Annotated in this window: 16 protein-coding genes; 12 read left to right on the forward strand and 4 right to left on the reverse strand. The window is 41.1% G+C overall.

What is annotated here, in order from left to right; all coding sequences use genetic code 11:
* The first annotated feature begins 651 nt into the window (after positions 1 to 651).
* The 4 genes from QL984_RS13265 to QL984_RS13280 all read left to right on the forward strand — a co-directional run bounded on the left by QL984_RS13265 (position 652) and on the right by QL984_RS13280 (position 5,343).
* The gene (locus QL984_RS13265; RefSeq protein ID WP_024602425.1) at positions 652 to 3,096 is read left to right on the forward strand and encodes a M1 family metallopeptidase; all 2,445 of its coding nucleotides are present in this window, start codon (positions 652 to 654) and stop codon (positions 3,094 to 3,096) included.
* A 2-nt stretch (positions 3,097 to 3,098) separates the two neighbouring features.
* Positions 3,099 to 3,593, forward strand: coding sequence for a DUF6702 family protein (locus QL984_RS13270; RefSeq protein WP_016899988.1), 495 nt, complete (start codon positions 3,099 to 3,101; stop codon positions 3,591 to 3,593).
* A gap of 251 nt (positions 3,594 to 3,844) precedes the next feature.
* A complete protein-coding gene (locus QL984_RS13275; protein WP_024602424.1) occupies positions 3,845 to 4,453 on the forward strand; it encodes an HAD family hydrolase in 609 nt (202 codons plus the stop codon).
* A gap of 164 nt (positions 4,454 to 4,617) precedes the next feature.
* Positions 4,618 to 5,343, forward strand: coding sequence for a YebC/PmpR family DNA-binding transcriptional regulator (locus tag QL984_RS13280; RefSeq protein ID WP_013462824.1), 726 nt, complete (start codon positions 4,618 to 4,620; stop codon positions 5,341 to 5,343).
* Positions 5,344 to 6,059: 716 nt separating this feature from the next.
* Here the strand turns inward: QL984_RS13280 and QL984_RS13285 are convergent.
* Positions 6,060 to 8,237: a malate synthase G gene (locus QL984_RS13285; protein WP_036955491.1), complete on the reverse strand. Its 2,178-nt coding sequence runs from the start codon at positions 8,235 to 8,237 to the stop codon at positions 6,060 to 6,062.
* A gap of 239 nt (positions 8,238 to 8,476) precedes the next feature.
* Here QL984_RS13285 and QL984_RS13290 point away from each other — a divergent pair, with 239 nt between their 5' ends.
* Complete coding sequence (locus QL984_RS13290; RefSeq protein ID WP_036955489.1) at positions 8,477 to 10,078, forward strand: isocitrate lyase; 1,602 nt, start codon at positions 8,477 to 8,479, stop codon at positions 10,076 to 10,078.
* 687 nt (positions 10,079 to 10,765) lie between these two features.
* On the opposite strand, the gene QL984_RS13295 is transcribed toward QL984_RS13290, so the two are convergent.
* The 3 genes from QL984_RS13295 to QL984_RS13305 form a co-directional block, all read right to left on the reverse strand.
* Positions 10,766 to 12,784, reverse strand: coding sequence for a S9 family peptidase (locus QL984_RS13295; protein WP_290172855.1), 2,019 nt, complete (start codon positions 12,782 to 12,784; stop codon positions 10,766 to 10,768).
* Between the two features lie 154 nt (positions 12,785 to 12,938).
* Complete coding sequence (locus QL984_RS13300) at positions 12,939 to 13,673, reverse strand: 5-oxoprolinase subunit PxpA (RefSeq protein ID WP_290172856.1); 735 nt, start codon at positions 13,671 to 13,673, stop codon at positions 12,939 to 12,941.
* 1 nt (position 13,674) lies between these two features.
* The gene (locus tag QL984_RS13305; protein WP_290172857.1) at positions 13,675 to 15,486 is read right to left on the reverse strand and encodes a glycoside hydrolase family 3 N-terminal domain-containing protein; all 1,812 of its coding nucleotides are present in this window, start codon (positions 15,484 to 15,486) and stop codon (positions 13,675 to 13,677) included.
* A gap of 303 nt (positions 15,487 to 15,789) precedes the next feature.
* Here QL984_RS13305 and QL984_RS13310 point away from each other — a divergent pair, with 303 nt between their 5' ends.
* From QL984_RS13310 to QL984_RS13340, 7 genes are all read left to right on the forward strand, one after another.
* The gene (locus QL984_RS13310) at positions 15,790 to 17,310 is read left to right on the forward strand and encodes a sensor domain-containing diguanylate cyclase (RefSeq protein WP_290172858.1); all 1,521 of its coding nucleotides are present in this window, start codon (positions 15,790 to 15,792) and stop codon (positions 17,308 to 17,310) included.
* Positions 17,311 to 17,396: 86 nt separating this feature from the next.
* The gene (locus QL984_RS13315) at positions 17,397 to 18,053 is read left to right on the forward strand and encodes a thermostable hemolysin (RefSeq protein ID WP_138764780.1); all 657 of its coding nucleotides are present in this window, start codon (positions 17,397 to 17,399) and stop codon (positions 18,051 to 18,053) included.
* The gene (locus tag QL984_RS13320) at positions 18,050 to 19,528 is read left to right on the forward strand and encodes an AMP-binding protein (protein ID WP_138764781.1); all 1,479 of its coding nucleotides are present in this window, start codon (positions 18,050 to 18,052) and stop codon (positions 19,526 to 19,528) included. The genes QL984_RS13315 and QL984_RS13320 overlap by 4 nt, the downstream gene beginning before the upstream one ends.
* Positions 19,521 to 20,210, forward strand: coding sequence for an iron-containing redox enzyme family protein (locus QL984_RS13325; RefSeq protein WP_016900001.1), 690 nt, complete (start codon positions 19,521 to 19,523; stop codon positions 20,208 to 20,210). Before QL984_RS13320 ends, QL984_RS13325 begins: the two co-directional genes overlap by 8 nt.
* On the forward strand, positions 20,207 to 20,977 hold the full coding sequence (locus QL984_RS13330) for an SDR family oxidoreductase (protein WP_138764782.1): 771 nt from the start codon (positions 20,207 to 20,209) through the stop codon (positions 20,975 to 20,977). The genes QL984_RS13325 and QL984_RS13330 overlap by 4 nt, the downstream gene beginning before the upstream one ends.
* Positions 20,978 to 21,271: 294 nt before the next feature.
* The gene (locus QL984_RS13335) at positions 21,272 to 21,919 is read left to right on the forward strand and encodes a hypothetical protein (protein WP_013462837.1); all 648 of its coding nucleotides are present in this window, start codon (positions 21,272 to 21,274) and stop codon (positions 21,917 to 21,919) included.
* Positions 21,920 to 21,930: 11 nt separating this feature from the next.
* Positions 21,931 to 22,590, forward strand: coding sequence for a response regulator transcription factor (locus tag QL984_RS13340; RefSeq protein WP_138764687.1), 660 nt, complete (start codon positions 21,931 to 21,933; stop codon positions 22,588 to 22,590).
* Positions 22,591 to 22,635: the final 45 nt, after the last annotated feature.

Raw genomic sequence — 22,635 nt, forward strand, 5'->3', positions numbered from 1 at the left:
TGAGAGAAACGCTAAAAAAATGCTCTCAAATTAAAAAAGTGGGCGATTCTAATTACAAACCATAGTAAAGATCAACCTAAAACTGCGTTATTTAGCTTTTTTAATGAAAATAGCTGTGTTTTTTGCTTTTATCTCTACTTTTAATAGGGTCTGATGATCTTTGCGGATTAATATTTGTTCAAACTAGGTGCGGTTTAATCGCGGCGCGAGGTTTGTAACCTAGTGGGCTAAGTCAAAACCGAGTAACAAAGAGTAGATCGCCCCTAGGCAGAACCCTTCGGGCAGCGCCTGTTTGTTATTGATGCTGCGTTATCGCCTATTTATGGGGAACAACCACACCACATAGGCTCCGCCTTGCCTAAATACCAAACAATCTGCTGCAAATTTAATCTTGAAAGGTCAACAAACCCTAATAGCCAGTGTGTTTTGTAAACCCCCTTTACAGTTTTGTTTGGCGTATTAATTGCCTTTGTTTTTTTATTCAATTTCTGACGAAATGTCCGTTCTTTTTTGTTGTATAAAACGCTATTTATTGTATTTACAAAAAGGTGGGGAATATCACCCTATAAAAGCAGGGTTTTATCGCTATTTTATTGAAGCTAAGCTGTAAATTTGTCACAGTAGCGTTACTAAAATCGATCAGGATTAACAATGAAGAAAAATTTATTTACACTGAGCGCGTTTGTATTGCCTTTGGCAATGGCAAGCACTGTGCTTGCCTCATCTGTTGAGCAAACTAAAGGCAGTTATGTTGATAAGTTTCGTCAACTAGATGAAGCTTTACCTACGCCTAACGTTTACCGCAGTGCAGCAGGTGCCCCTGCTGAAAATTATTGGCAACAACGCGTTGATTACGATATTGATGTAAAGCTTGATGAGCAAAAGCGTCGCTTAACGGGGAGTCAAACAATTGAATATAAAAATAACTCTCCGCATACATTAAAGTATTTATGGCTTCAGCTTGATCAAAATATTTTTAAAAATGACTCAATTGCAGAAACCACGCAAACATTTAAAAGTACCCTACAGAACGAGCCAGATGCAAAGCCTGCTAAGTTAAGCTTAGGTGATTTACGTCGTCAGCAATTTATGGACGATAATGAACTGGGTTACACCATTAGCAATGTTAAAGATGAAGATGGTAAAGCGCTGCGCGTGACTGTGGTTGATACCTTAATGCGCATTGATTTAAATACCCCACTTAAACCCGGTAAGGATGTTGAGTTTAGTATGGACTTTGCGTTTAACCTCGTTGAAGAAGACGCGGTAGGCGCACGTGCAGGTTACGAGCATTTTGAAGAAGACGGTAACGATATTTTCTTGGTTGCACAGTGGTTTCCTCGCTTAGCGGCTTACACCGATTACGAAGCATGGACAAACAAACCGTTTTTAGGTAGTGGTGAGTTCACTTTAGAGTTTGGTGACTACGATGTTGAAATTACGGTTCCTGCGGATCATATTGTATCGGCAACTGGTAAGCTTGATAACCCAAGCTCGGTATTGACCAGCACTCAGCGCAAGCGTTTAAAAGAAGCTGAAACAGCAAAACGCCCTGTGTTTGTTGTTACCGAAGAAGAAGCGCTCGAAAACGAAAAAGCCGGTACAGACAAAACAAAAACATGGCATTTTAAAGCAGAAAATGTTCGTGACTTTGCTTGGGCATCATCACGTAAATTTATGTGGGATGCTAAAGGTTACCAGCAAGGTGGTGATGAACAACCACTCGTTATGGCGATGTCGTTCTTCCCTAAAGAAGGTGGCGACTTATGGAAGAAATACTCAACTGAAGCGGTTGTACACACGATGGAAGTGTATTCACAGTATTCATTTGATTACCCATACCCAACTGCGCAGTCAGTTAATGGCCCTGTAGGGGGTATGGAATACCCAATGATCACTTTTAATGGCCCACGTACAGATTTACAAGACGATGGTACACGCACTTACTCTCAAGCAGAAAAACGCTTTTTAATTGGTGTTGTTATCCATGAGGTAGGTCATATCTACTTCCCAATGATTGTAAATTCAGATGAGCGCCAATGGACTTGGATGGATGAAGGCTTAAATAGCTTTTTAGACGGTGTTGCTGGGCGTGAATGGGATCCAACGATTCCATGGGGCGTTGAACCACGTGACATTGTTGCTTACATGAAGTCAGAGACTCAAGTGCCTATCATGACGCAATCAGACAGCGTGCTACGTTTAGGCCCTAATGCCTATACTAAACCTGCTGCGGCATTAAATATTTTACGTGAAGTGATTTTAGGGCGTGAATTATTTGATTTTGCCTTTAAAGAGTACGCTCAGCGCTGGAAGTATAAACGCCCTACTCCCGCTGATTTTTTCCGTACTATGGAAGAAGCCTCAGGTGTTGATTTAGATTGGTTCTGGCGTGGTTGGTTCTACACCACAGACCATGTTGATATCTCGCTTGATAAAGTATATCAATTACGTTTAGACACCAAAAATCCAGATATCGACTTTAAACGTTTACGTGATATTGAAGCGAATAAGCCAAGTTCATTATTTGTTGAGCGTAATCGCGCTGAAGGTAAACAAACGTGGGTTGAACAAAATCCAGATGTGACAGATTTTTATGACGAAAACGATCGCTTTACCGTTACAAACAAAGAGCGTAATACGTACAAAAAGTTTTTAAAAGGCTTAAAGCCGTGGGAGCGTAAAACACTTGATCGCGCGCTTGAAGAAGACAAAAACTACTACGTGATGGAGTTTTCAAACCTCGGTGGCTTAGTGATGCCAATTCTTTTAGAGCTAACGTATGAAGATGGCACTAAAGAGGAACGTTATATTCCTGCAGAAATTTGGCGTCGTAATCACAAAAACGTACAAAAGCTGATTATTACCGACAAAAACAAACCGCTTACCTCAGTAACGGTTGATCCAGGCTGGGAAACAGCGGATGTTGATGTAGAAAATAACCACTACCCACGTCGTATTATTCCTTCGCGTATTGAAGTGTATAAACGTGAAAAGAGCAAGGCAAAAGTAAGCCGTGATATTATGCAAGATATCAAAACAGAGCTGAAAAAAGACGAGCCAAAAGACGAAAAAAATAACGACGAGGACCAATAATAATGCGCTTTTTGCTTATTATTGTTTGTTTTTTAATTGCTGCGCCAAGTATGGCGCATCAATTAAAATCATCCGTTACAACGGTGTTATTTAATCAGCGTACGCACAACATTGAATTGATGCATCGTTTTTATTTACATGACACAGAGCATGCTGTTGGTAACTTGTTTAAAGGCAAAGTGGATATTATGAGTAACAAGCGTGACCAAAAACGCTTTGCCAAGTATGTTGAATCTCATGTTGCCTTACAAACCTTGAGCGGTGAGCCCCTCACCCTTAATTATGTAGGTGCACAAGTGGATGGTAAGTTTTTTTGGGTGTACCAAGAAGCTGCTATTCCCGATGAGATTGAGGGCATTAGAATGAGTCATGGTGCACTGCGTGATTTGTGGCCTGCACAAGTGAATATGGTGAATGTTGAAGGGCGAGGACAGATAAAAACCTTAAACTTTAGCCAAGACGATACCTGGCTTGAAGCGAAATTTGAGCCGAAATAACCACTATTATTGCGCACCTTTAGAGGGTGCGCACTTTCCTTTATAGCTGATCGAGTTAATTAATTGCATCGTAAAGTCTTTACTATACCAGTTATACAAACCCAAACTATTACGTTATCAAATGAGCTATAATTAAATTTCAATGGACTGAGCTGTTTTTTATATGTTTATTGATATACTTTTTATTAAAGGTTTAGATAACCTAAGCCAAACCTAGCATACTGAGCTAATTATTTAGCGCAAGGAATGAAATGAAAACGCAAATTGAGGCAATCAAAGGTGTTATTTTTGATTTAGACGGAACTTTAGTATCTTCAGAATTAAACTTTTCATTGATAAAAGCCCAAGTAGGTTGCCCTGCAGAGCAAGACTTACTCGATTACATAGAACAACTGCCTTCCCCCTATATGCGTGAAGAAGCAATGAATATAGTGCATCAGCATGAGTTGTTAGATGCGCAATCGGCTAAGCTTCTACCTGGCGTTGTAGAGGCTGTTAAAGCGCTACAAGCTAAAAACATACCTATGGCCATTGTTACACGTAATTTTGATAAGGCGGCGACATTAAAGTTACAGAATAACCCGCTACCAATAGAAACAGTACTCACCCGAACAGACGCACCAGCAAAACCCGATCCGAGCGCTTTATTAACGGTTGCAACTCAATGGGAAATGCCGGTTGATAATGTGATTTATGTTGGTGATTATTTATACGACATACAAGCGGCGCACAATGCTAATATGCGTGCCTGTTTGTATGCACCTGATGTGACCCCCGGGTATGCCGAACAAGCCGATTTTGTTATTCATGCATTTGATGAGTTGGTGTCATTAATTGACAATTACGCTGAAAAAAGTTGAGTTATGTTAAATTGAGCTTTGTTTTATTTGTTTAATAACATAATGGGTATTATTTAAATTAATACCCAGCTGCTTTTGCACAGCATAGCATGTTGAACCACTAGCCCAATACGGTTTGAATTGGTAAAATATCGCAAACCAAATGTATTCAATAGAGGCACAAGATGGGCAGAGCATTTGAAGTCCGCAAAAGTTCGATGGCTAAAACAGCCAACGCAAAAACTAAAGTAAATTCGAAGTACGGTAAAGAAATTTACGTTGCAGCCAAAAGTGGTGAACCCGATCCCGATGTAAATCAAACATTGCGCCGCTTAATTGAAAAAGCAAAAAAAGACCAAGTTCCTGCGCACGTAATCGAAAAAGCAATTGAAAAAGCAGCCGGCGGGGCAGGGGAAGATTACTCTTCAGCCCGTTACGAGGGTTACGGCCCTGGTAATTGTATGGTGATTGTTGACTGTTTAACCGACAACCCAAACCGCACAATTAAAGATGTACGTTTACCGTTTACTAAAACAGATTCAAAAATAGGTACGCCTGGGTGTGTTGCACATATGTTTGATCACCTTGCTGTTTTAGGATTTGCGGGCGATGACGACGAAGTTGTGTTAGAAGCCCTCATGATGGCTGACGTTGATGTAACCGATGTAGAAGCCGAAGATGGCAAGGTATCGGTGTTTGCACCGCATACTGAGTATTTTAAAGCTAAAACGGCACTGGAAGAGGCATTTGAAGGCATTAACTTTGAAGTTGATGAAATTACCTTTGTGCCACAAGTACATGTTGAAATCACTGATGAAGAAGTTATTGCCAACTTTGATAAATTTATCAATATGCTTGAAGATTGCGATGACGTACAAAATGTTTATCACAACGCGACCATTAAAAATTAATTCGTAGTGATTTGAATAGTGATTATTCACTAGCGTTATTAAAAATTAGCTTAGGGTCTGTTGACCTTTGCGGATTATAATTTGTTCAAACTAGGGGCGGTTTAATCGCGGCGCGAGGTTTGTAACCTAGTGGGCTCGATAACTGCTCCTGCGTTATTCTACTGGCTTACATCCATGTAAGAATAAGTAAAAACCGAGCAAAGCTTCCGCGTCCTGCTCACGCTCCTTACCTACATCCATGTAGGCAACAAAGAGTAAATCGCCCCTAGGCAGAACCCGAAGGGCAGCGCCTGTTTGGCATTGATGCTGCGTTATCGCCTATTTATGGGGAATAACCACATTATACCCAAATTGCCTTAATATACAGAATTCAGCGTTTCACAGGGACTTAATATTAAGGCGTTCCCTTTGCAATAATGGTCCTCCCTTTTAAAAAGGAACAACGAAGGGAGTAAGTTCCTGTGAAACGCCCTACGGGTTGGTTTAAAAGCTATTTATGCTGCGTTATTGATTTTAACAAGGGAATAACCATTATTTTCAATCAATGCCTTGTCAAAATAGCTTTTAATTCCAACTGAAACTCGCAGATTAAGGTAATTTGGGTATAGATAGGCTCTGCCTTGCCTAAATACCAAACAGACTGCTGCAAATTTAACCTTGAAAGGTCAACAGACCCTAGTAAAGCTGATTTTTTTATTTTTAGGTTAAGTTTTAAGTTAGTGCTGTGCTTTATATTTCAAGCGGTAGCTGTGTAGTAGCGGCTCTGTGTAACCGCTCGGTTGGCTAACCCCTTCAAATACCAGTGCTAAAGCAGCTTGATACGCAATACTTTTAGCTAATGTCTGCTCATTAGTTGCCATTGGCGTGTAAAGGCTGTCATGCTCGTTTTGGCCATCAACAACCTTAGCCATTTTTGCCATCACTTTTTGTATTTGCTCTTTGCTACATACACCATGATGTAGCCAGTTGGCGATATGTTGGCTTGAAATACGTAAGGTGGCTCTGTCTTCCATTAAACCAATATGATTAATGTCAGGCACTTTAGAGCAGCCTATTCCTTGGTCAATCCAACGTACTACGTAGCCTAAAATACCTTGCGCGTTGTTTTCAAGCTCGCTTTGAATATCTTCTTTTGATAGCGTTTCAGGGTTGGGCATGAGCGGCGGTGTAAGTAAGCTCTCTAGGCTTGCTATTTGACGCGTGGCAATGCTTTGCTGCAGGCTAAATACATCAACATCATGATAATGCATTGCGTGTAATGTGGCGGCAGTAGGGGAGGGCACCCAAGCGGTATTTGCGCCAGATTGAGGGTGCGCTATTTTTTGCTCCATCATCATCGCCATTTTATCTGGCATTGCCCACATACCTTTACCAATTTGCGCTTTATGGCTTAAGCCACAGGCTAGGCCAATATCAACGTTGCGATCTTCGTAAGCGCTGATCCAAGGCTGTGCTTTAATAGCCGCTTTCGGCAGCACAACACCCGCTTGCATTGAGGTATGAATTTCATCGCCAGTGCGGTCTAAAAAGCCAGTGTTAATAAACACAACACGCTCTTTTGCTGCATGAATACATGCTTTTAAGTTGGCTGATGTTCGACGTTCTTCATCCATAATACCCATTTTAAGGGTGTTTTTAGGCAAGCTCAGCGCCTCTTCAACCATACCAAACAAGGTATTAGCAAAGGCGACTTCATCAGGGCCATGCATTTTCGGTTTTACAATATTAATACTTTGCGCGGTTGAATTTTTAATCGTGTTTTTAGTGTTTAAATCGTGCAAAGCAGCTGTTGCGGTGAACATGGCATCCATAATGCCTTCAAACACATCATTGCCGCTTACATCGGTAATGGCTGGATTTGTCATTAAATGTCCCACATTACGCACAAACATCATACTGCGCCCTTTGAGGGTCAGTTTTTGGCCATCAAGACCTGTATATTGTCGGTCAGCTTGTAACGTGCGGTCGATCATTTTGTCGCCTTTTCTAAACGTTTCAACCAAGTTGCCTTGCATTAAACCAAGCCAGTTTTTGTAAACTTGTACTTTATCTTCTGCATCCACTGCGGCAACCGAGTCTTCACAGTCCATAATGGTTGTTAGTGCGGCTTCTAGCACCACATCTTTTAACCCTGCTTTATCAGCTTGACCAATAGGGTGGTGATGGTCTATTTGCAGCTCAATATGCAATCCATTGTTTTTAAGTAAAATAACACTCGGGTTTTGTGCTTCACCTTGATAGCCAATCAGTTGCTCAGGGTTTTTAAGTGTGGTGTGCGAACTGTCGCGCAGGGTAATAGCAAGGGCGCCGTCAACAATAGAATAGTTAGTACTTTCAATATGCGAGCCATTTTCAAGCGGTAATGCTTTGTCTAAAAACTGCCTTGCGTAAGCCATTACTTTAAAGCCACGAACAGGGTTGTATTGGCTGCCTTTTTCGGCGCCGTCGTCTTCGCTTAATACATCGGTTCCATATAAAGCATCGTACAACGACCCCCAACGTGCATTAGCTGCATTAAGTGCAAAGCGTGCATTACTAACCGGCACCACTAGCTGTGGCCCTGCAGTCAACGCTATTTCTGGCTCTACATTTTGAGTTTCAATACTAAAGTTTTCAGGCTCATCAACTAGGTAGCCAATATCTTTTAAAAACGCTTGATACTGAGCTTGGTCAGCATTTTTATTTGCAAGGTGGTAGTCATCAATTTGCTTTTGTAGCTGTTCACGCTTAGCCAGTAGTGATTTGTTCAATGGTGTAAGTGTTTGCACTATGTTGGCAAAGCTTTTCCAAAACTGGTGTTCATCAAGATGAGTACCAGGTAATAATTGTTTTTTAACAAATTCAGCAAGTTGCTTATCAACGCTGAGTCCTGAATGGGTGAGAGTGTGGCTCATAATTAATATCCTTAAACGGTCCGACAGTGTGCAATTTTTTATATGCGTACACCTACCATATCGCAAAAAAGTGGCTTTGAATGCTTTTTAGTCATTCACAATATGTATAGCCACAATAAAAACTATAAATTTACTAAATCTAAAAAATAAGCCTAATGTTTAATTAAGCGCTACAGAGCTAACGCGATGTAGTCACTCTCTCAACAATAAATATTAATACCCGTTCGAAGGACTTTATTATGACAACATATCAAGGCGAAACAGATACACTAGCAACATTATGCCAATCACAGGGCAGTGCATGGAAAACAATTAATCCTGAATACGCAACACGTATGCGTTTACAAAATCGTTTTCGCTCTGGTGTTGATATTGCACAATTTACAGCAGACATCATGCGTGAAGACATGGCTGCATACGATAAAGACACAAGCCAGTACACACAGTCTTTAGGTTGTTGGCATGGTTTTACTGCCCAACAAATGATGATGGCAATTAAGCGCCATCAAAAAACAACTAAGCGCAGTTACGTATATCTAAGCGGTTGGATGGTTGCAGCGCTTCGCTCTGAGTTTGGTCCTCTTCCAGATCAAAGTATGCATGAGAAAACATCAGTACCGGCACTTATCGAAGAAATCTATACCTTCTTAAAGCAAGCGGATGCACGTGAACTTGACCACTTATTTAATGAATTAGACGACGCAAAAGCAAACGGCGGCGACGTTCAAGCAGTACTTAACAAAATTGATAACTTTGAAACGCACGTTGTACCAATTATTGCTGACATTGATGCCGGTTTTGGTAACGAAGAAGCAACTTACCTGCTAGCTAAAAAGATGATTGAAGCGGGTGCATGTGCTATCCAAATCGAAAACCAAGTATCAGATGCTAAGCAATGTGGTCACCAAGCAGGTAAAGTGACGGTTCCACATGAAGACTTTTTAGCAAAAATTAACGCAGTGCGTTATGCGTTCCTAGAGCTAGGTATTGATAACGGTATTATCGTTGCGCGTACCGATTCACTAGGTGCAAGCCTTACGCAAAAAGTACCGGTTTCAAAAAAACCAGGTGACTTAGCAAGCCAATACAATGCATTTTTAGAAACAACCCCAGTAAACAGTGTTGATGACTTGAATGAAGGCGAAACAGCAATGAAGCTTAATGGTCAGCTTTGTAAGCCAACACGCCTAGACAATGGTTTATACCAGTTCCGCGAAGGCACTGAAAAAGACCGTGTAGTACTAGATTGTGTAACGAGCCTACAGTCAGGTGCTGATTTACTGTGGATTGAAACAGAAAAACCACATGTAAAACAAATTGCTGAACTCGTTAATCGCGTAAAAGAGCAAGTACCAGATGCTAAATTAGTATACAACAACTCACCATCGTTCAACTGGACGCTGAAGTTCCGTGAGCAAGTATACCAAGAATGGCTGGAAGAAGGTCGTGACCTGAGCGCTTACCCAAGTCTTGATGATAACAAAGCGCTTATGGCTCCAGAAATGGATGCAACAGAGCTTGCAGCAGCCGCTGACTTATTAGTACAAAACTTCCAACGCGATGGTGCACGTGAAGCGGGTATTTTCCACCACCTAATCACGTTACCAACGTACCACACAGCAGCATTAAGCACAGATATTCTATCTGAAGGTTACTTTGGTGACTTAGGTATGCTGGCTTATGTACGTGATGTACAGCGTCAAGAAATCCGTCGTGAGCAAGCGTCTGTTAAACACCAAGACCTTGCAGGCTCAAACATTGGCGATACACACAAAGAGTACTTCTCAGGTGAGAATGCACTTAAAGCCGGTGGTGAAGCTAACACTATGAACCAATTTTAATTCAACTAGATAGTGTTACTTAAGGGCCGCAAGGCCCTTTTTTTATGCTTGCATAAAGGCAAAATTTAATAGATCAGTATTTTACTAGCTAGTTATTCAGGGATGCAATGCAGGTTAAAAGTGTAAATAAAATTTAAAGGATGTTTATGCTCGGCTGTAGGGCTTGATAGTCTGGTTACGCTTTGACACGTATAAGCACGATAAATTAACTGTTTTTTGCCGCATATAGATCAGAGTTTAACTAACTGACTTAAAGCAGATCACGATTTAACTAGCTGCTCTTAATACAGATCAGATTTTAACTAACCATGCTAATAACGGCCATTTTTTATTATTAAAGGGGGGGATTTGTCTTTCTAACCCACAATTTGGCCACTTAAACGATTAATTTAAAGGTTTTAGGCAGGTATCGAGAGAGTAATAAACCGATTTTTTACTAACTGCTGCAGCTTATAAAACCTTTTTTTACTAACTGAGGGCTTATAAACAGTGACTCAAACCGATTTTTTACTAACTCACAGCACTATTTCTTCTATAAACCGATTTTTTACCAACTCAGTTTGAAGCTAAGTCCGATATTTAGTTTGAGTATGTAAGGGGTTACTCACATTATTGCTGTAAAGGGGGTTTACACTTGTGAGCTTCGAGCAACGAGCTTATATAGCTCGTCACTCATAACTCTGCGTTTTATTTCGAATGCTTATCAAACCACCATTGAATATAAGCCACTTTGGTCATTAAGTTAGATGGACGGGCAGTAATACCATGTGAAGCGTTTGGAATACGCACCATCGCGGTATCAACCCCCTGCAATTTTAAGGCTTGATAAAACTGCTCTGTTTCTGAAATAGGCGTACGGTAGTCTGCCTCACCCGTGAGTAACATGGTCGGGGTTTTAACATTACCTACATAACTGATGGGTGAGCGTTTCATGTAATGCTCAATATGATCCCATGGTTTACCTGGGAACCAATAGTCAGCAAAGAATGGATAAAAATCGGCAGTGAGTACAAAGCTGATCCAATTTATCACCGGTTTGGCAACCACGGCTGCAGCAAAACGATCTGTATGACCTACAATCCACGCTGTTAATACACCGCCGCCAGAGCCACCGGTTACAAATAGTTTAGATTCATCAATAAACCCTTTGGCAACGAGTGCATCAACACCCGTCATTAAATCATCGTAGTCATTGCTTGGGTAATTATGATGAATGGTTTGCGCAAACTCTTTACCGTATGAATCACTACCACGTGGGTTCATGTATAAAACCACGTTCCCTTTAGCGGCAAATAGTTGTATTTCGGCACTAAAGTGCGGGCCATAATTAGCGACAGGGCCACCGTGGATTTCAAGCACTAGTGGGTATTTTTTTGATTTATCAAAACCCGGTGGGTAAGCAACCCAGCCTTGTATTGGCAGCTCATCGTGGCTTGATTTAAGCCATAATTCTTCAACCTTAGCGAGTTGCTTGGTTGCAAGTGCATCAGAATTTAAATCGGTTAAGCGCTGCGCTTTACCGCGCTTTATTGTGGCTACATCAGCAGGGCGCTGGGTATCGGCCAATGTAAATGCAACATGACCATTTTCACTAATATCGAAATCGCCACCGGAATAAGGGCGACCAAACGCAACACTGCCTATTTTTTCGGTAATCACTTTGCGTTTGCCACTTCGAGGTTGATAAGCCAGCGCAGTTTGCCCTTCATCGGCATAGGTAAAATAAAGCCCTTTTGAGTTCGCACTCCACTTAATTTGGCCAGCACTTCTATCAAAATCGGTGGTTAGGCTTTGAGTATTCCCTGTTTTTAAATCGCGAATATAGAGTTGGGTGTTTTCGTAATTAGTACGCTTGTCGTCATACCCTGTATAGGCAAGGTATTTGCCATCAGGTGACACTTTAGGTTGTTGATCAGGCCCATTACGCTCAGTTAGAGGGAAAATGGCTAGCGAGTCTAAATCGAGTTGATATACCTCAGTGTTAGTGGGCTTCAATTCATTATTTTCATTGCGATTAGCAGAAAAATACAATGTTTTACCGTCTTTACTAAAGCTGACTTCCCCACCATTATTAAAATTATCGTTGGTGAGTTGTTGAGCATTACCGCCATTGGCATCAAGTGTAAATAATTGACTAAACCCTTTTTCAGTATAACCCCCTCCATCGGCACGATAATAAACATCGTCAATATATTTAGCAGGCTCTGCCCACGTGGCACCTTTTGGTTTTCCAGGTAAGCTGACAGGCGCAGACGCCGCCATTGGAACAAACATACTAAACACCAGCTGGTTTGAATCAGGAGTCCAAGTTAGTGAGCTTGGATTGCTAGTTAAATTACTAACCTTAGCGATAGCCCCTGTTTTTAACCATTTAATATATATTTGGTTGCTACCATCTCGGTTTGATATGAAAGCAAGTCGCTGTCCGTCAGGAGAGACTACTGGCGAGTAATCCATATATACACCAGAAGTTAATGGTTGTAGTTGCCCAGTGCTGTAATCAACAGACCAAATATTGCCTACTTTACGGTCGGTTTTAATATCCATGCGGTTGCGGACAAAATACACGGTTTTACCGTCTTCTGTTATGTCTATTTGGTTGGCATATTCAAGATTAAAGATATCTTGAAGTTGTAATGTATCGGTATTGGCAACAGCTAATTGACTGCTGCCCAGTATAAGACTCATAGCTAAAAGCGTTTTCATTATTTATCCCTGTTTTAAATCACTGCTCTATTTATAGGGTAGGAGAGGGATAATTAACAGTCAGATGCGACGAAGCCAGTATTTAAAACTACCAATGAATGAAGGTGATAAAAGAAAGTAAAAGCTGTAAAGGGGGTTTACAGCTTAGAGGAAGTTATACGCTTGCGCTGCAAAGTGCCTTAATGTCTTCAATAAGCGCAACACCTTGGGCGTTATCACCGTGCACACAAATACTATCGGCGTTAAGTTTTAACGATTTTCCTGACTGGGTAGTCACACTGTTACTGGCCAAAAGCTGTTTAACTTGTGCCAATAATGCTGCTTTATCATGCACACTGCCTGCTATATTTCGTGCTACGAGGTGCCCTTGATCTGTATATAGCCTGTCTGCGAACGCTTCTAAAACAAGCGTTAGTCCAAGATGACGTGCCATTGTATGGTGGTGTTTAGCATCAGCCGTGGCCAGTATCATTAATTTTAGATCAGCAGGGTAACTGGCAACCGCGCCCATCACAGCAATAAGTAGTGGCTGGTGTTTCATCATGTCGTTGTAAAGTGCCCCGTGGGGTTTAACATAGCTAAGGGTTAATCCTTGTGCCTTTGCCATGCCATCAAGGGCAGCTATTTGGTAGTGTAAACACTGAGTGAGCTCGGCCACACTTAGGTTCATTGAGCGTCTGCCAAATCCTTGTTTATCGGGGTAGCTTGGGTGAGCGCCAATCATAACATTATGCTGTTTAGCGAGCTTAAGAGTATTGGCCATAACACTAGGATCGCCCGCATGAAAACCACAGGCAATGTTTGCCATATCAATATGCGGCATTACTTGATCATCAAGCCCCATTTTCCACGCGCCAAAGCTTTCACCTAAATCACAATTGAGTTTCATATTAGTGGCTCTTTGATTGTTTAATAGTTACCGGTAAGCTGCCTTTAGCAGGGGCTTGACCGAGTAATACTTTAGCAAGTGCTGTAAACGCAGGCCCAGATACTTGCTCGTTTTTGTCTGCGTCAATATTATAAGCATATGAAGCTAATACTGCATCGGCAGAGTCGCCAAACTGCGCAATATCATAAGGGGCTCGCAAACTAATAAACACGGTGGGTATTTGGTGCTTGTTAGCCATTTTAAGTAATGATTCAAGTGCTTTAGGTTGCTCTGCGTTATTGAGGGCAAAGTCTGGGTTATCGGCTAAATCATCCATCCCGCCAATTTCCACCGCGCTTTGATTAGGCGTGGCATTTCCGGCAATAATAATATCAGCTTGGTTTATATTACGCTGAGCATCGATTGGGTCAAAACCTTGTAAACTGCTACAGCTATAAACTAATGCGTGTGAGCTGAGCGCCATTATGGCTTGTTGTATGGCCATACATTTACGCGTATCGGGCATAATAATATGAATGTGTTGGCCTGCAGTAAGCTTAAGTGGCAAGGTGTTGTTGTTATTTTTTATTTGGGTGATCGCCGCTAATGCCAGTGACGCTTCTAATTCGCGATGTGCTTTATTACCAATAATGTGTTTGGCATTGGCTAATGCTTTAATGGGATCAGGAAAAGCGTTTAATTTAAATTTACTTTTAAGTGAGATAATACGCTGTGCTGAATGCGCAATTTCCTGTGCGTTTAGTTGCTCTGATTTAACCGCACTGACTAATGACTCAATGAGAGCATCGAGCTTTTTAATGTCATCTGGCGTTCTAATCTCTATTGGCATAAGCGCAATATCAACCCCAGCGGCAAAGGTGTTTATAATTGCTTGAGTTGGACTAAAAAAGTGACTAATACCTGCCATATCAAGTGCATCGGTTACCACCACACCTTGATAGTTAAGTTCTTTACGTAGAATATCGGTCATGATTTTACGCGACATTGTCGCGGGCTTGATCATTTGTTTGCCATCAACATTAGTCAAGGTACTGCTATCGAGCTCTGGATACTGAATATGCGCGGTCATTATCATGCCCGGACTATGCTGCTCAATAATGTGTTTAAAGGGCGCTAAATCTTGTGCGTAAATCACCTCTTTTGAATGCATCACTTTAGGCAAGCCGGTATGACTATCTACATTGGTGTCGCCATGCCCAGGAAAATGCTTTAGTGCGCTAATAATGCCATTTTTTTCAAATTCACTAACTTGTGCGGCACCTAATACTGCTACATCATTTGGGTTTTCACTAAAAGAGCGGACATTAATGACAGGATTGTCTGGGTTCATGTTTACATCAACGGTTGGCGCGTAATTTACATTAATCCCCAATGCTGAAAGCTCTGTGGCAAGAACATTCGCGGTTTGAGTTGCGAAATAAGTGCCATGCTCAGGGTAGGTGGCGCCAATTGACATATTACCAGTAAATGAAGTGGCCACATCACGTGGCAGTCGAGCTACTCGTCCACCTTCTTGGTCAATTGAAATAAAAAGCGGTAAGCCTGATTTAGAGTGAGACGCAGCTTGTTGCAGTTGCTGATTAAGGCTAATTATTTGTTCAATACTTTGGGTGTTTTCAGAAAATAAAATAACCCCGCCAATATCATAACGGCTAATCGCTTTGGCTAGTGTATCTGGTAACTCGGTTAATGCTGTTCTGCAGCGCTTACTGCTGCCTTGGTGACAAAAGTAGCGTAAATCGAGCATAAATTTTTGCCCAAGTTGCTGTTCAAGCGACAGCGCAGAATCGGCAAAAGAAGATTTTATTGGCATGAAACATCCGATTAAAAAAAGAGAAGACGACAACAGGTACTTATTTAGCAACACACACCTCAAGGCTAAATAAAAATAAAGTGCATGCAGCTTAACTATTATTGAGCTTAACTGCAAAACCCGACATATATAATAAATGTCATTTTATTATTCCAAAAATAACAAAAATTAGGCTACTTAGTTTAATTTCTGTATTATATTTAGGATATATGTAGTACATAGCAGTCGTTTTTATTTGCTTAGGATGATAATAAGTTGCGTTTTCGATCACCATTTACTTTTAAACTTAGGCAATTAATTCTGTTGTTAGCTATCACTGCTACAGCCGCTATTTTGTTCAGTGGTTTATACATTAGTTACCAAGTACAAAAAGAACGGGTAATAGAAGATACTCTCAAAAGTAACCATGTATTTGCTAGTAAGCTTGCCTCGGCGACCGATTACTTTTTAGCAGCTGCGATGCAGCAACTTGAGTTTTCAGCCAAAATTATTGCTAAAGACATTACCAATACTGAGTTACTCCAAGCTGAAACCAACCGCCTTTTAAACCAAACACATAGCTTTAATTCGGTAGCAATTAACATGCAAGGTGTCGTTAAAGCGGCCTCACCTGTTTCATTAAATATTATTAATAAAACCGTTAATTCACCTCATTCTAAACAAGCCTTTAAACTACAGCGTCCATTGGTTAGTCGTCCTTATGTATCGCTTGCGAATAACTTAATTGTTGTACTTTCTTATCCTTTATTTGACGAGATTGGTAACTACTATGGCTATATTGGCGGTAGCTTTTATTTAGAACAACAGAGCATTTTAAACGCCTTATTAAAACAGCATAGTTACGATGGCGGGGCATACTTTTATGTGGTGGCTGATAATAAAACCTTACTTTATCATCCTGAAACTGAGCGGATTGGCGAACAAGTCATTAATAACCCAGTAATAGAGCGTGTTTTGCAAAGCGAAGATGGATACACCCGGGTTTTGAATAGCCAAGGCGTGTCTATGCTTGCTGGATATTCGCCCGTTAAACTTGCTAATTGGGGCGTAGTTGCCCAGCGTAGTGAGGTGGCAACACTTGCCACGTTAGATACTTTTCAAGGGCTGGTGCTTAAGCGAATGCTACCAATTGTATTAATTACTTTTGTATTGATTGGTGTGTTAGCGCATTTTATTGCTAAGCCCCTTAGGTTACTAGCTGACAGTGCAAATTTATCGACTGATCAACAAAACGTGGCGAATCTTAAAAGTATTAAATCTTGGTATTTTGAAAGTCAGCAACTTAAAGCAGCCATGTTAGAAGGAGTTAATATACTGCAGTCGAAAATGGGGCAATTACGCCAAGATGCACTCACCGATCCGCTAACTGGTGCGCATAATCGGCGAGGTTTGTATTTATTGTTAGATAAATTAATTCAAGAACAGATCCCCTTTGCGGTTCTAGAAATAGATATCGACTTTTTTAAACGGGTTAATGACACTTTTGGCCATGATGTGGGCGATGAGGTACTAAAAACTTTAACGTGTGTGATCAAGCAGGTATCTCGCAAAGATGATATTGTCGCGCGAACTGGTGGGGAGGAATTCTTACTTATATTACCGAACGAAAATAGCGATAGTGCGTTTGTTATTGCTGAGCGGTTACGTAATGAAGTGGCGAATACACCGATGGCCAAAATTGGTTGTATAAATGTCTCCATCGGCATTGCTACATGGCCGCAGCACAGTGATGATATTGATCAAGTATACAAATGTGCTGACAAAGCGCTCTATCATGCAAAAGAAACGGGCCGAAATAAAACCGTTATTGCCAGTCTAAATTAAATTTTTAAAAAATTAATTTACCTTAAGTTTTATTTAAGTTTCGCCTATTAAATTCTACCTATAGATTTAATACAGGCGATGCTTTTATGCAATTAGCTCAACAACAACAGTCAGCATCAACACTTTTTCAGTCGTTCACACAGTTTGTGAGCGCCAGAGAATGTGATGAACACCGTCAGCGCCTTGAAGATACAGTAAAACAAGGCTTTTTAGCTGCGTACAATGCCAGCCTAACTTCATTTATGCCATTACTCTGTCAGTATAAAACTCAGCAAGGGCATTGCACTTTAGGGCTTAGAAACGCCACTTCTCCTTTATTTATTGAACAATATTTAGCAGCGCCCATTGAGCAGTTTTTACCAATGGGCACACAGCGCAGTAAAGTGTTTGAGTTAGGTAATCTCTATTCAACACACAGAAAAGCCACGTTATCGCATTTTATTATTGTTAATGAAGCTTTAAGAGCTATTGGTGCTACTAATTTGGTTTTTTGTGCCACCAAACATGTACGCGCTTTATTGCGTTTATTAGGGGTAACGTGTAATGAAATTGCATTGGCTAACAGCAGTGTTGTTGAGCAACCAAAAAGATGGGGAAGTTACTACGCGAACCAGCCTACAGTATGCATTGTTAATTTAGAGCAAGCACATCTACAAGTACTTAATACGCCAATGCTACTTGATATTAAACAACAAAATACACATGGCATTACGGCATTAATCAATGCGCTGGAGGCGGTATGAGTATGTTAAATAGCTTAAGTGATTTAGCTACTCAGCCGGCGGTAGTTGCGCATTTTGCGAATCAAACACAACAGTTCACAGGTGCTGAGCTGCTTCACGAAATTAATAAAGTAGCGGAAATTTTTGCAAATTCAGATGCTGATGCAATTGCATTTCAACTTGATAACACACCTGCATGGTTGGTACTTGATGCTGCGACCAGCGTTGCTAATAAAGTGGCTATACCGATTGCCCATTTTTTTAGTCAACAACAAACGCAATATGTGTTGGCACAGTGTGGTGCACAGCTGTTTATAAGTGATATGCCAAGGCTTTCTTTGGGTGTGCATACATTGTCTATTACTTTGTTTGATCATTACACCTTATATATTTATCAGCTCAACGTTAAAGAACCGATTCGTTACTTTGAGGGCACGCAAAAAATCACTTTCACGTCAGGCTCTACAGGCGAGCCTAAAGGGGTGTGTTTATCAACTCAAAGCCAAATGCAAGTTGCACAATCGTTATGTGAGCAAATAGGTATAAGTAAACCAACTCACTTATGTTTACTGCCATTACCTGTCTTACTGGAAAATATTGCAGGTATTTATGCACCATTATTAAGTGGCGGTTGTGTACATTTAATGCCGTTAAACGAATTGGGTTTTGTTGGTTCAGGGTTAAAAAATCCTGAAAAACTAATTAGTGCAATTGACAGTGTAAAACCTAACACCCTTATTTTAGTGCCTGAGTTATTAACGTGTTTAATTGCGTTTGCAAAACAAGGTTGGCAGCCGCCAAAGTCATTACAGTTTATTGCAGTTGGCGGAGCGCTCGTGAGTGATGCTTTAATTGCCACCGCCAGAGAGCTTAATTTACCTGTTTATCAGGGGTATGGATTATCAGAGGCGGCATCTGTCGTAAGTTTAAATACGCCCAAAAATGATGATTTAAAGAGTGCCGGCACTGTACTGCCGCACATACAAACCAAAATCGAAAAAGGCCAGTTGTACATAAAGGGTGAGCTATTTTTAGGGTATTTAAATCAAGCGCCGCATAACCCAAATAACTGGTATGCAACAGGCGATTTAGTGACCAAGCATGGCAATAAGCTCTATATAAAAGGGCGACTTAAAAATCTGATTATTACCAGCATGGGCCGTAATGTCAGTGCTGAATGGCCTGAGTCATTAATATTGAGCCAAAGCGCGATTATACAAGCCGTTGTTTTTGGTGAGGGCAGACCTTTTTTAACCGCGATTATTTATGCAATCCCTGAGTTGAGTGATCAAAAACTCAGTGAGCATATGAAATTTATAAATCAACAGTTACCCGATTATGCACAAGTTAAAAAGTGGCATCGGTTAGCTCAGCCTTTAAGTGTTCAGCAAGGGTTACTGACGACCAATAATCGTCCTAAGCGCCAGGCTATTAGCCAGCAATTTAACCTTATTTTTGAACAATTTTACCGACTTGGAGAAGTGATCCATGACTGATTTTTTTAATACATTAAAAGCACAAACTCAAAACGAGCGTGAGTACTTATTAGCTGCGCCAATTATACAGCGCGTTTTTAAAGGCCAAGCATCACTTGAAGAGTATGCGTCATTTTTAGCGCAAGCCTACCATCATGTAAAACACACTGTGCCATTAATGATGTCGTTAGGTGCCCGTTTAACCGACGAACAAGAATGGTTACGTGAAGCCGTAGCCGAATACATTGAAGAGGAAATTGGCCATCAAGAATGGGTGCTTAACGATATTGCCGCGTGTGGTTTTGATAAAGAAAGCGTGCGCCATAGTAAGCCACAATTTGCTACCGAAATGATGGTCTCGTATGCCTATGACAGTATCGCTCGTAAAAATCCATTAAGCTTTTTTGGCATGGTTCATGTACTCGAAGGGACTTCAATTGCCCTGGCTGATGGCGCAGCTTCAAATATTGCTGATGCAGTTGGTTTACCTAAAAAAGCATTTAGCTATTTAACCTCTCATGGTGCGCTTGATATAGAGCACGTAAAGTTTTTTGAAAACTTGATGAACAAAATTACTAATGAGGCCGATCAGCAAGCCATTTTACATGGCGCAAAATGTTTTTATCGTTTGTACGGTGATATTTTTCGCGCTTTAGATGACGAGCCGTTCTTTAAAGCATCAGCACAAGAGCAACACGCATGAATACCGGCTTATGTGTGTTAACAGGAGCCACAGGGGGAATTGGCCAAGCGATTGCCAAAACACTGCACGTACAAGGTTGGCAATTACTATTAGTAGGGCGTAATGGCGATGCGCTAAATGCGCTAAGTAGCCAGTGCCCAGGTAGTATGACTTTTGTGGGAGATTTAACCGTTGCAGAAAACATGCTGGCATTGGCAATTAAAGCCAAAAAATTGGGCGGTGCTAAATTACTCATAAACAATGCAGGCATTAATGTTATGCAAAGCTTAAGTAGTTGTAGTAGTGAACAAATTGATAATCTACTAAGCACTAATTTAGCCGTCCCGATGAAACTATGCCAACTGTTTTTAGAGCAGCTGCAAGCAAATACAGGCACCATAGTTAATGTTGGGTCGTCTTTTGGCAGCATAGGTTACCCATATCAAACACTTTATTGTGCCAGTAAATTTGGTTTGCGTGGTTTTAGCGAAGCGTTATCACGAGAGCTTTCAGACACTGGCGTTAGAGTTACTTATTTGGCACCTAGAGCAACTGATACCGACATTAATGATGCTCAAACGCGGGCAATGAACAAAGCGCTTGGTAATCAAATGGACTCTCCGCAGTTGGTGGCTGATGAGTTAGTTGCGTTATTAAACTCAAATAAAACCAGACGATTTATTGGTTTTCCTGAGAAACTTTTTGCACGTATCAATGGCGTTTTTCCACGTATTGTAGATAACGCAATTGCTAAACAACTCCCTAAAATAAAAAGCTTTTTAGGTTAGTTGTTCACTAGGGTCTGTTGACCTTTGCGGATTGAAATTTGTTCAAACTAGGGGCGATTTAATCGCGGCGCGAGGTTTGTAACCTAGTGGGCTAAGTAAAAACCGAGCAACAAAGAGTAAATCGCCCCTAGGCAGAACCCTTCGGGCAGCGCCTGTTTGGCATTGATGCTGCGTTATCGCCAATTTATGGGGAATAACCACACCACATAGGCGCTGCCTTGCCTAAATACCAAACAGGCTGCTGCAAATTCAACCTTGAAAGGTCAGCAGACCCTAAATAATAGAGGATTTATTATGAAAAAATTTACTTTAGCAGCTTATTTAAGCATTGTTAGTGTGTTTTCATCGCCGGTATTTGCAGACGAACAAAGCGACTTACTCGCTATTCAACAGCAATGGGCGGTCGCTAATTATGAGCTTAAAGATGACGCACAAATCAAAGCCTTTACTCAACTGAGTGAGCAAAGTGCTCAATTTATCGAAAACTATCCTAATTCAGCAAATAGCTATACGTGGAACGGCATTGTGCTGGCAAGTTTTGCGGGTGCAAAAGGCGGCTTAGGGGCGTTGGGTTATGCCAAAGATGCAAAGGCATCATTAGAGCAAGCCCTTAAAATAGACGACAGTGCTTTAGGTGGCTCAGCGTATGCCAGCCTGGCAACTTTATACAGTAAAGTACCAGGGTGGCCAATTGGCTTTGGTGATGATGACACCGCCGATAAGTTTTTTAAGCAAGCACTCGCTTTTAATCAAAAAGGCATTGATACTAATTACTTGTATGGTGAGTTTTTATACGACGAACGTGAATATAAGCAAGCCAAAGCCCATTTGTTAGTTGCACAAGCGGCCGGTATTCGTGATACTCGCGCTAAAGCGGACAAATATCGTCAGCAAGCAATTAGCCAATTATTAGCTAAAGTTGATAAAAAACTAAAGAGATAACAAAACAAACAATGCATTTATTATTAGTTGAAGATGATCATCTTGTGGCGCAAGGGCTTTGCCGCTCATTGCGCCAAGAAGGCTACAGTGTAGAACACAGCGCAACGGTTAAGCATGCGTTGCAATGTTTAGGCAGTGGCGAAATAGAGTTGGTTATACTTGACCTAGGCTTACCTGATGGTGATGGTTCGCAAATTTTAAAGCACATAAAAGCACAAAAAAAAGTCATTCCGGTGGTGATACTAACCGCTCGCAGTAGCATAGATGATAAAGTGCAAGGGCTTGATATGGGGGCTGATGATTATTTAGCTAAGCCATTTGAACCAGCCGAATTATTTGCTCGTTTGCGCGTAGCGAGCCGACGTGTAAATCAAGCTCAGTCGAGCTTATTACAATGTGGTGATGTTACTATGGATACGTCAGCGCACAGTGTCACACTTAACGATGAGCTACTTTCTCTACCGCGAAAAGAGTACATGCTGCTAAAAGCGTTACTGGAAAACCAAGGTCGCGTGCAATCTAAGCAGCAGTTAGAAAATAAACTCTATCAATGGGGTGAAGAGGTTGGCTCTAACACCATTGAGGTGCATATTCATCACCTACGAAAAAAATTCCACAGCGATTTTATTAAAACTCTCCGTGGTATTGGCTATGTTGTGGGAAAGAGATAGCTCACGTGATTAAAACACCCCTAGATTGCACAAACTTGAATTTAC

The sequence above is a fragment of the Pseudoalteromonas sp. APC 3495 genome (assembly GCF_030407645.1).
Classification (GTDB): domain Bacteria; phylum Pseudomonadota; class Gammaproteobacteria; order Enterobacterales; family Alteromonadaceae; genus Pseudoalteromonas; species Pseudoalteromonas tetraodonis.

Excerpts from the sequence above, each read along its gene's own strand:
- QL984_RS13265 (WP_024602425.1), top strand. The coding sequence starts at position 652 with ATGAAGAAAAATTTATTTACACTGAGCGCGTTTGTATTGCCTTTGGCA.
- QL984_RS13270 (WP_016899988.1), top strand. The coding sequence starts at position 3,099 with ATGCGCTTTTTGCTTATTATTGTTTGTTTTTTAATTGCTGCGCCAAGT.
- QL984_RS13275 (WP_024602424.1), top strand. The coding sequence starts at position 3,845 with ATGAAAACGCAAATTGAGGCAATCAAAGGTGTTATTTTTGATTTAGAC.
- QL984_RS13280 (WP_013462824.1), top strand. The coding sequence starts at position 4,618 with ATGGGCAGAGCATTTGAAGTCCGCAAAAGTTCGATGGCTAAAACAGCC.
- QL984_RS13285 (WP_036955491.1), bottom strand. The coding sequence starts at position 8,237 with ATGAGCCACACTCTCACCCATTCAGGACTCAGCGTTGATAAGCAACTT.
- QL984_RS13290 (WP_036955489.1), top strand. The coding sequence starts at position 8,477 with ATGACAACATATCAAGGCGAAACAGATACACTAGCAACATTATGCCAA.
- QL984_RS13295 (WP_290172855.1), bottom strand. The coding sequence starts at position 12,784 with ATGAAAACGCTTTTAGCTATGAGTCTTATACTGGGCAGCAGTCAATTA.
- QL984_RS13300 (WP_290172856.1), bottom strand. The coding sequence starts at position 13,673 with ATGAAACTCAATTGTGATTTAGGTGAAAGCTTTGGCGCGTGGAAAATG.
- QL984_RS13305 (WP_290172857.1), bottom strand. The coding sequence starts at position 15,486 with ATGCCAATAAAATCTTCTTTTGCCGATTCTGCGCTGTCGCTTGAACAG.
- QL984_RS13315 (WP_138764780.1), top strand. The coding sequence starts at position 17,397 with ATGCAATTAGCTCAACAACAACAGTCAGCATCAACACTTTTTCAGTCG.
- QL984_RS13320 (WP_138764781.1), top strand. The coding sequence starts at position 18,050 with ATGAGTATGTTAAATAGCTTAAGTGATTTAGCTACTCAGCCGGCGGTA.
- QL984_RS13325 (WP_016900001.1), top strand. The coding sequence starts at position 19,521 with ATGACTGATTTTTTTAATACATTAAAAGCACAAACTCAAAACGAGCGT.
- QL984_RS13330 (WP_138764782.1), top strand. The coding sequence starts at position 20,207 with ATGAATACCGGCTTATGTGTGTTAACAGGAGCCACAGGGGGAATTGGC.
- QL984_RS13335 (WP_013462837.1), top strand. The coding sequence starts at position 21,272 with ATGAAAAAATTTACTTTAGCAGCTTATTTAAGCATTGTTAGTGTGTTT.
- QL984_RS13340 (WP_138764687.1), top strand. The coding sequence starts at position 21,931 with ATGCATTTATTATTAGTTGAAGATGATCATCTTGTGGCGCAAGGGCTT.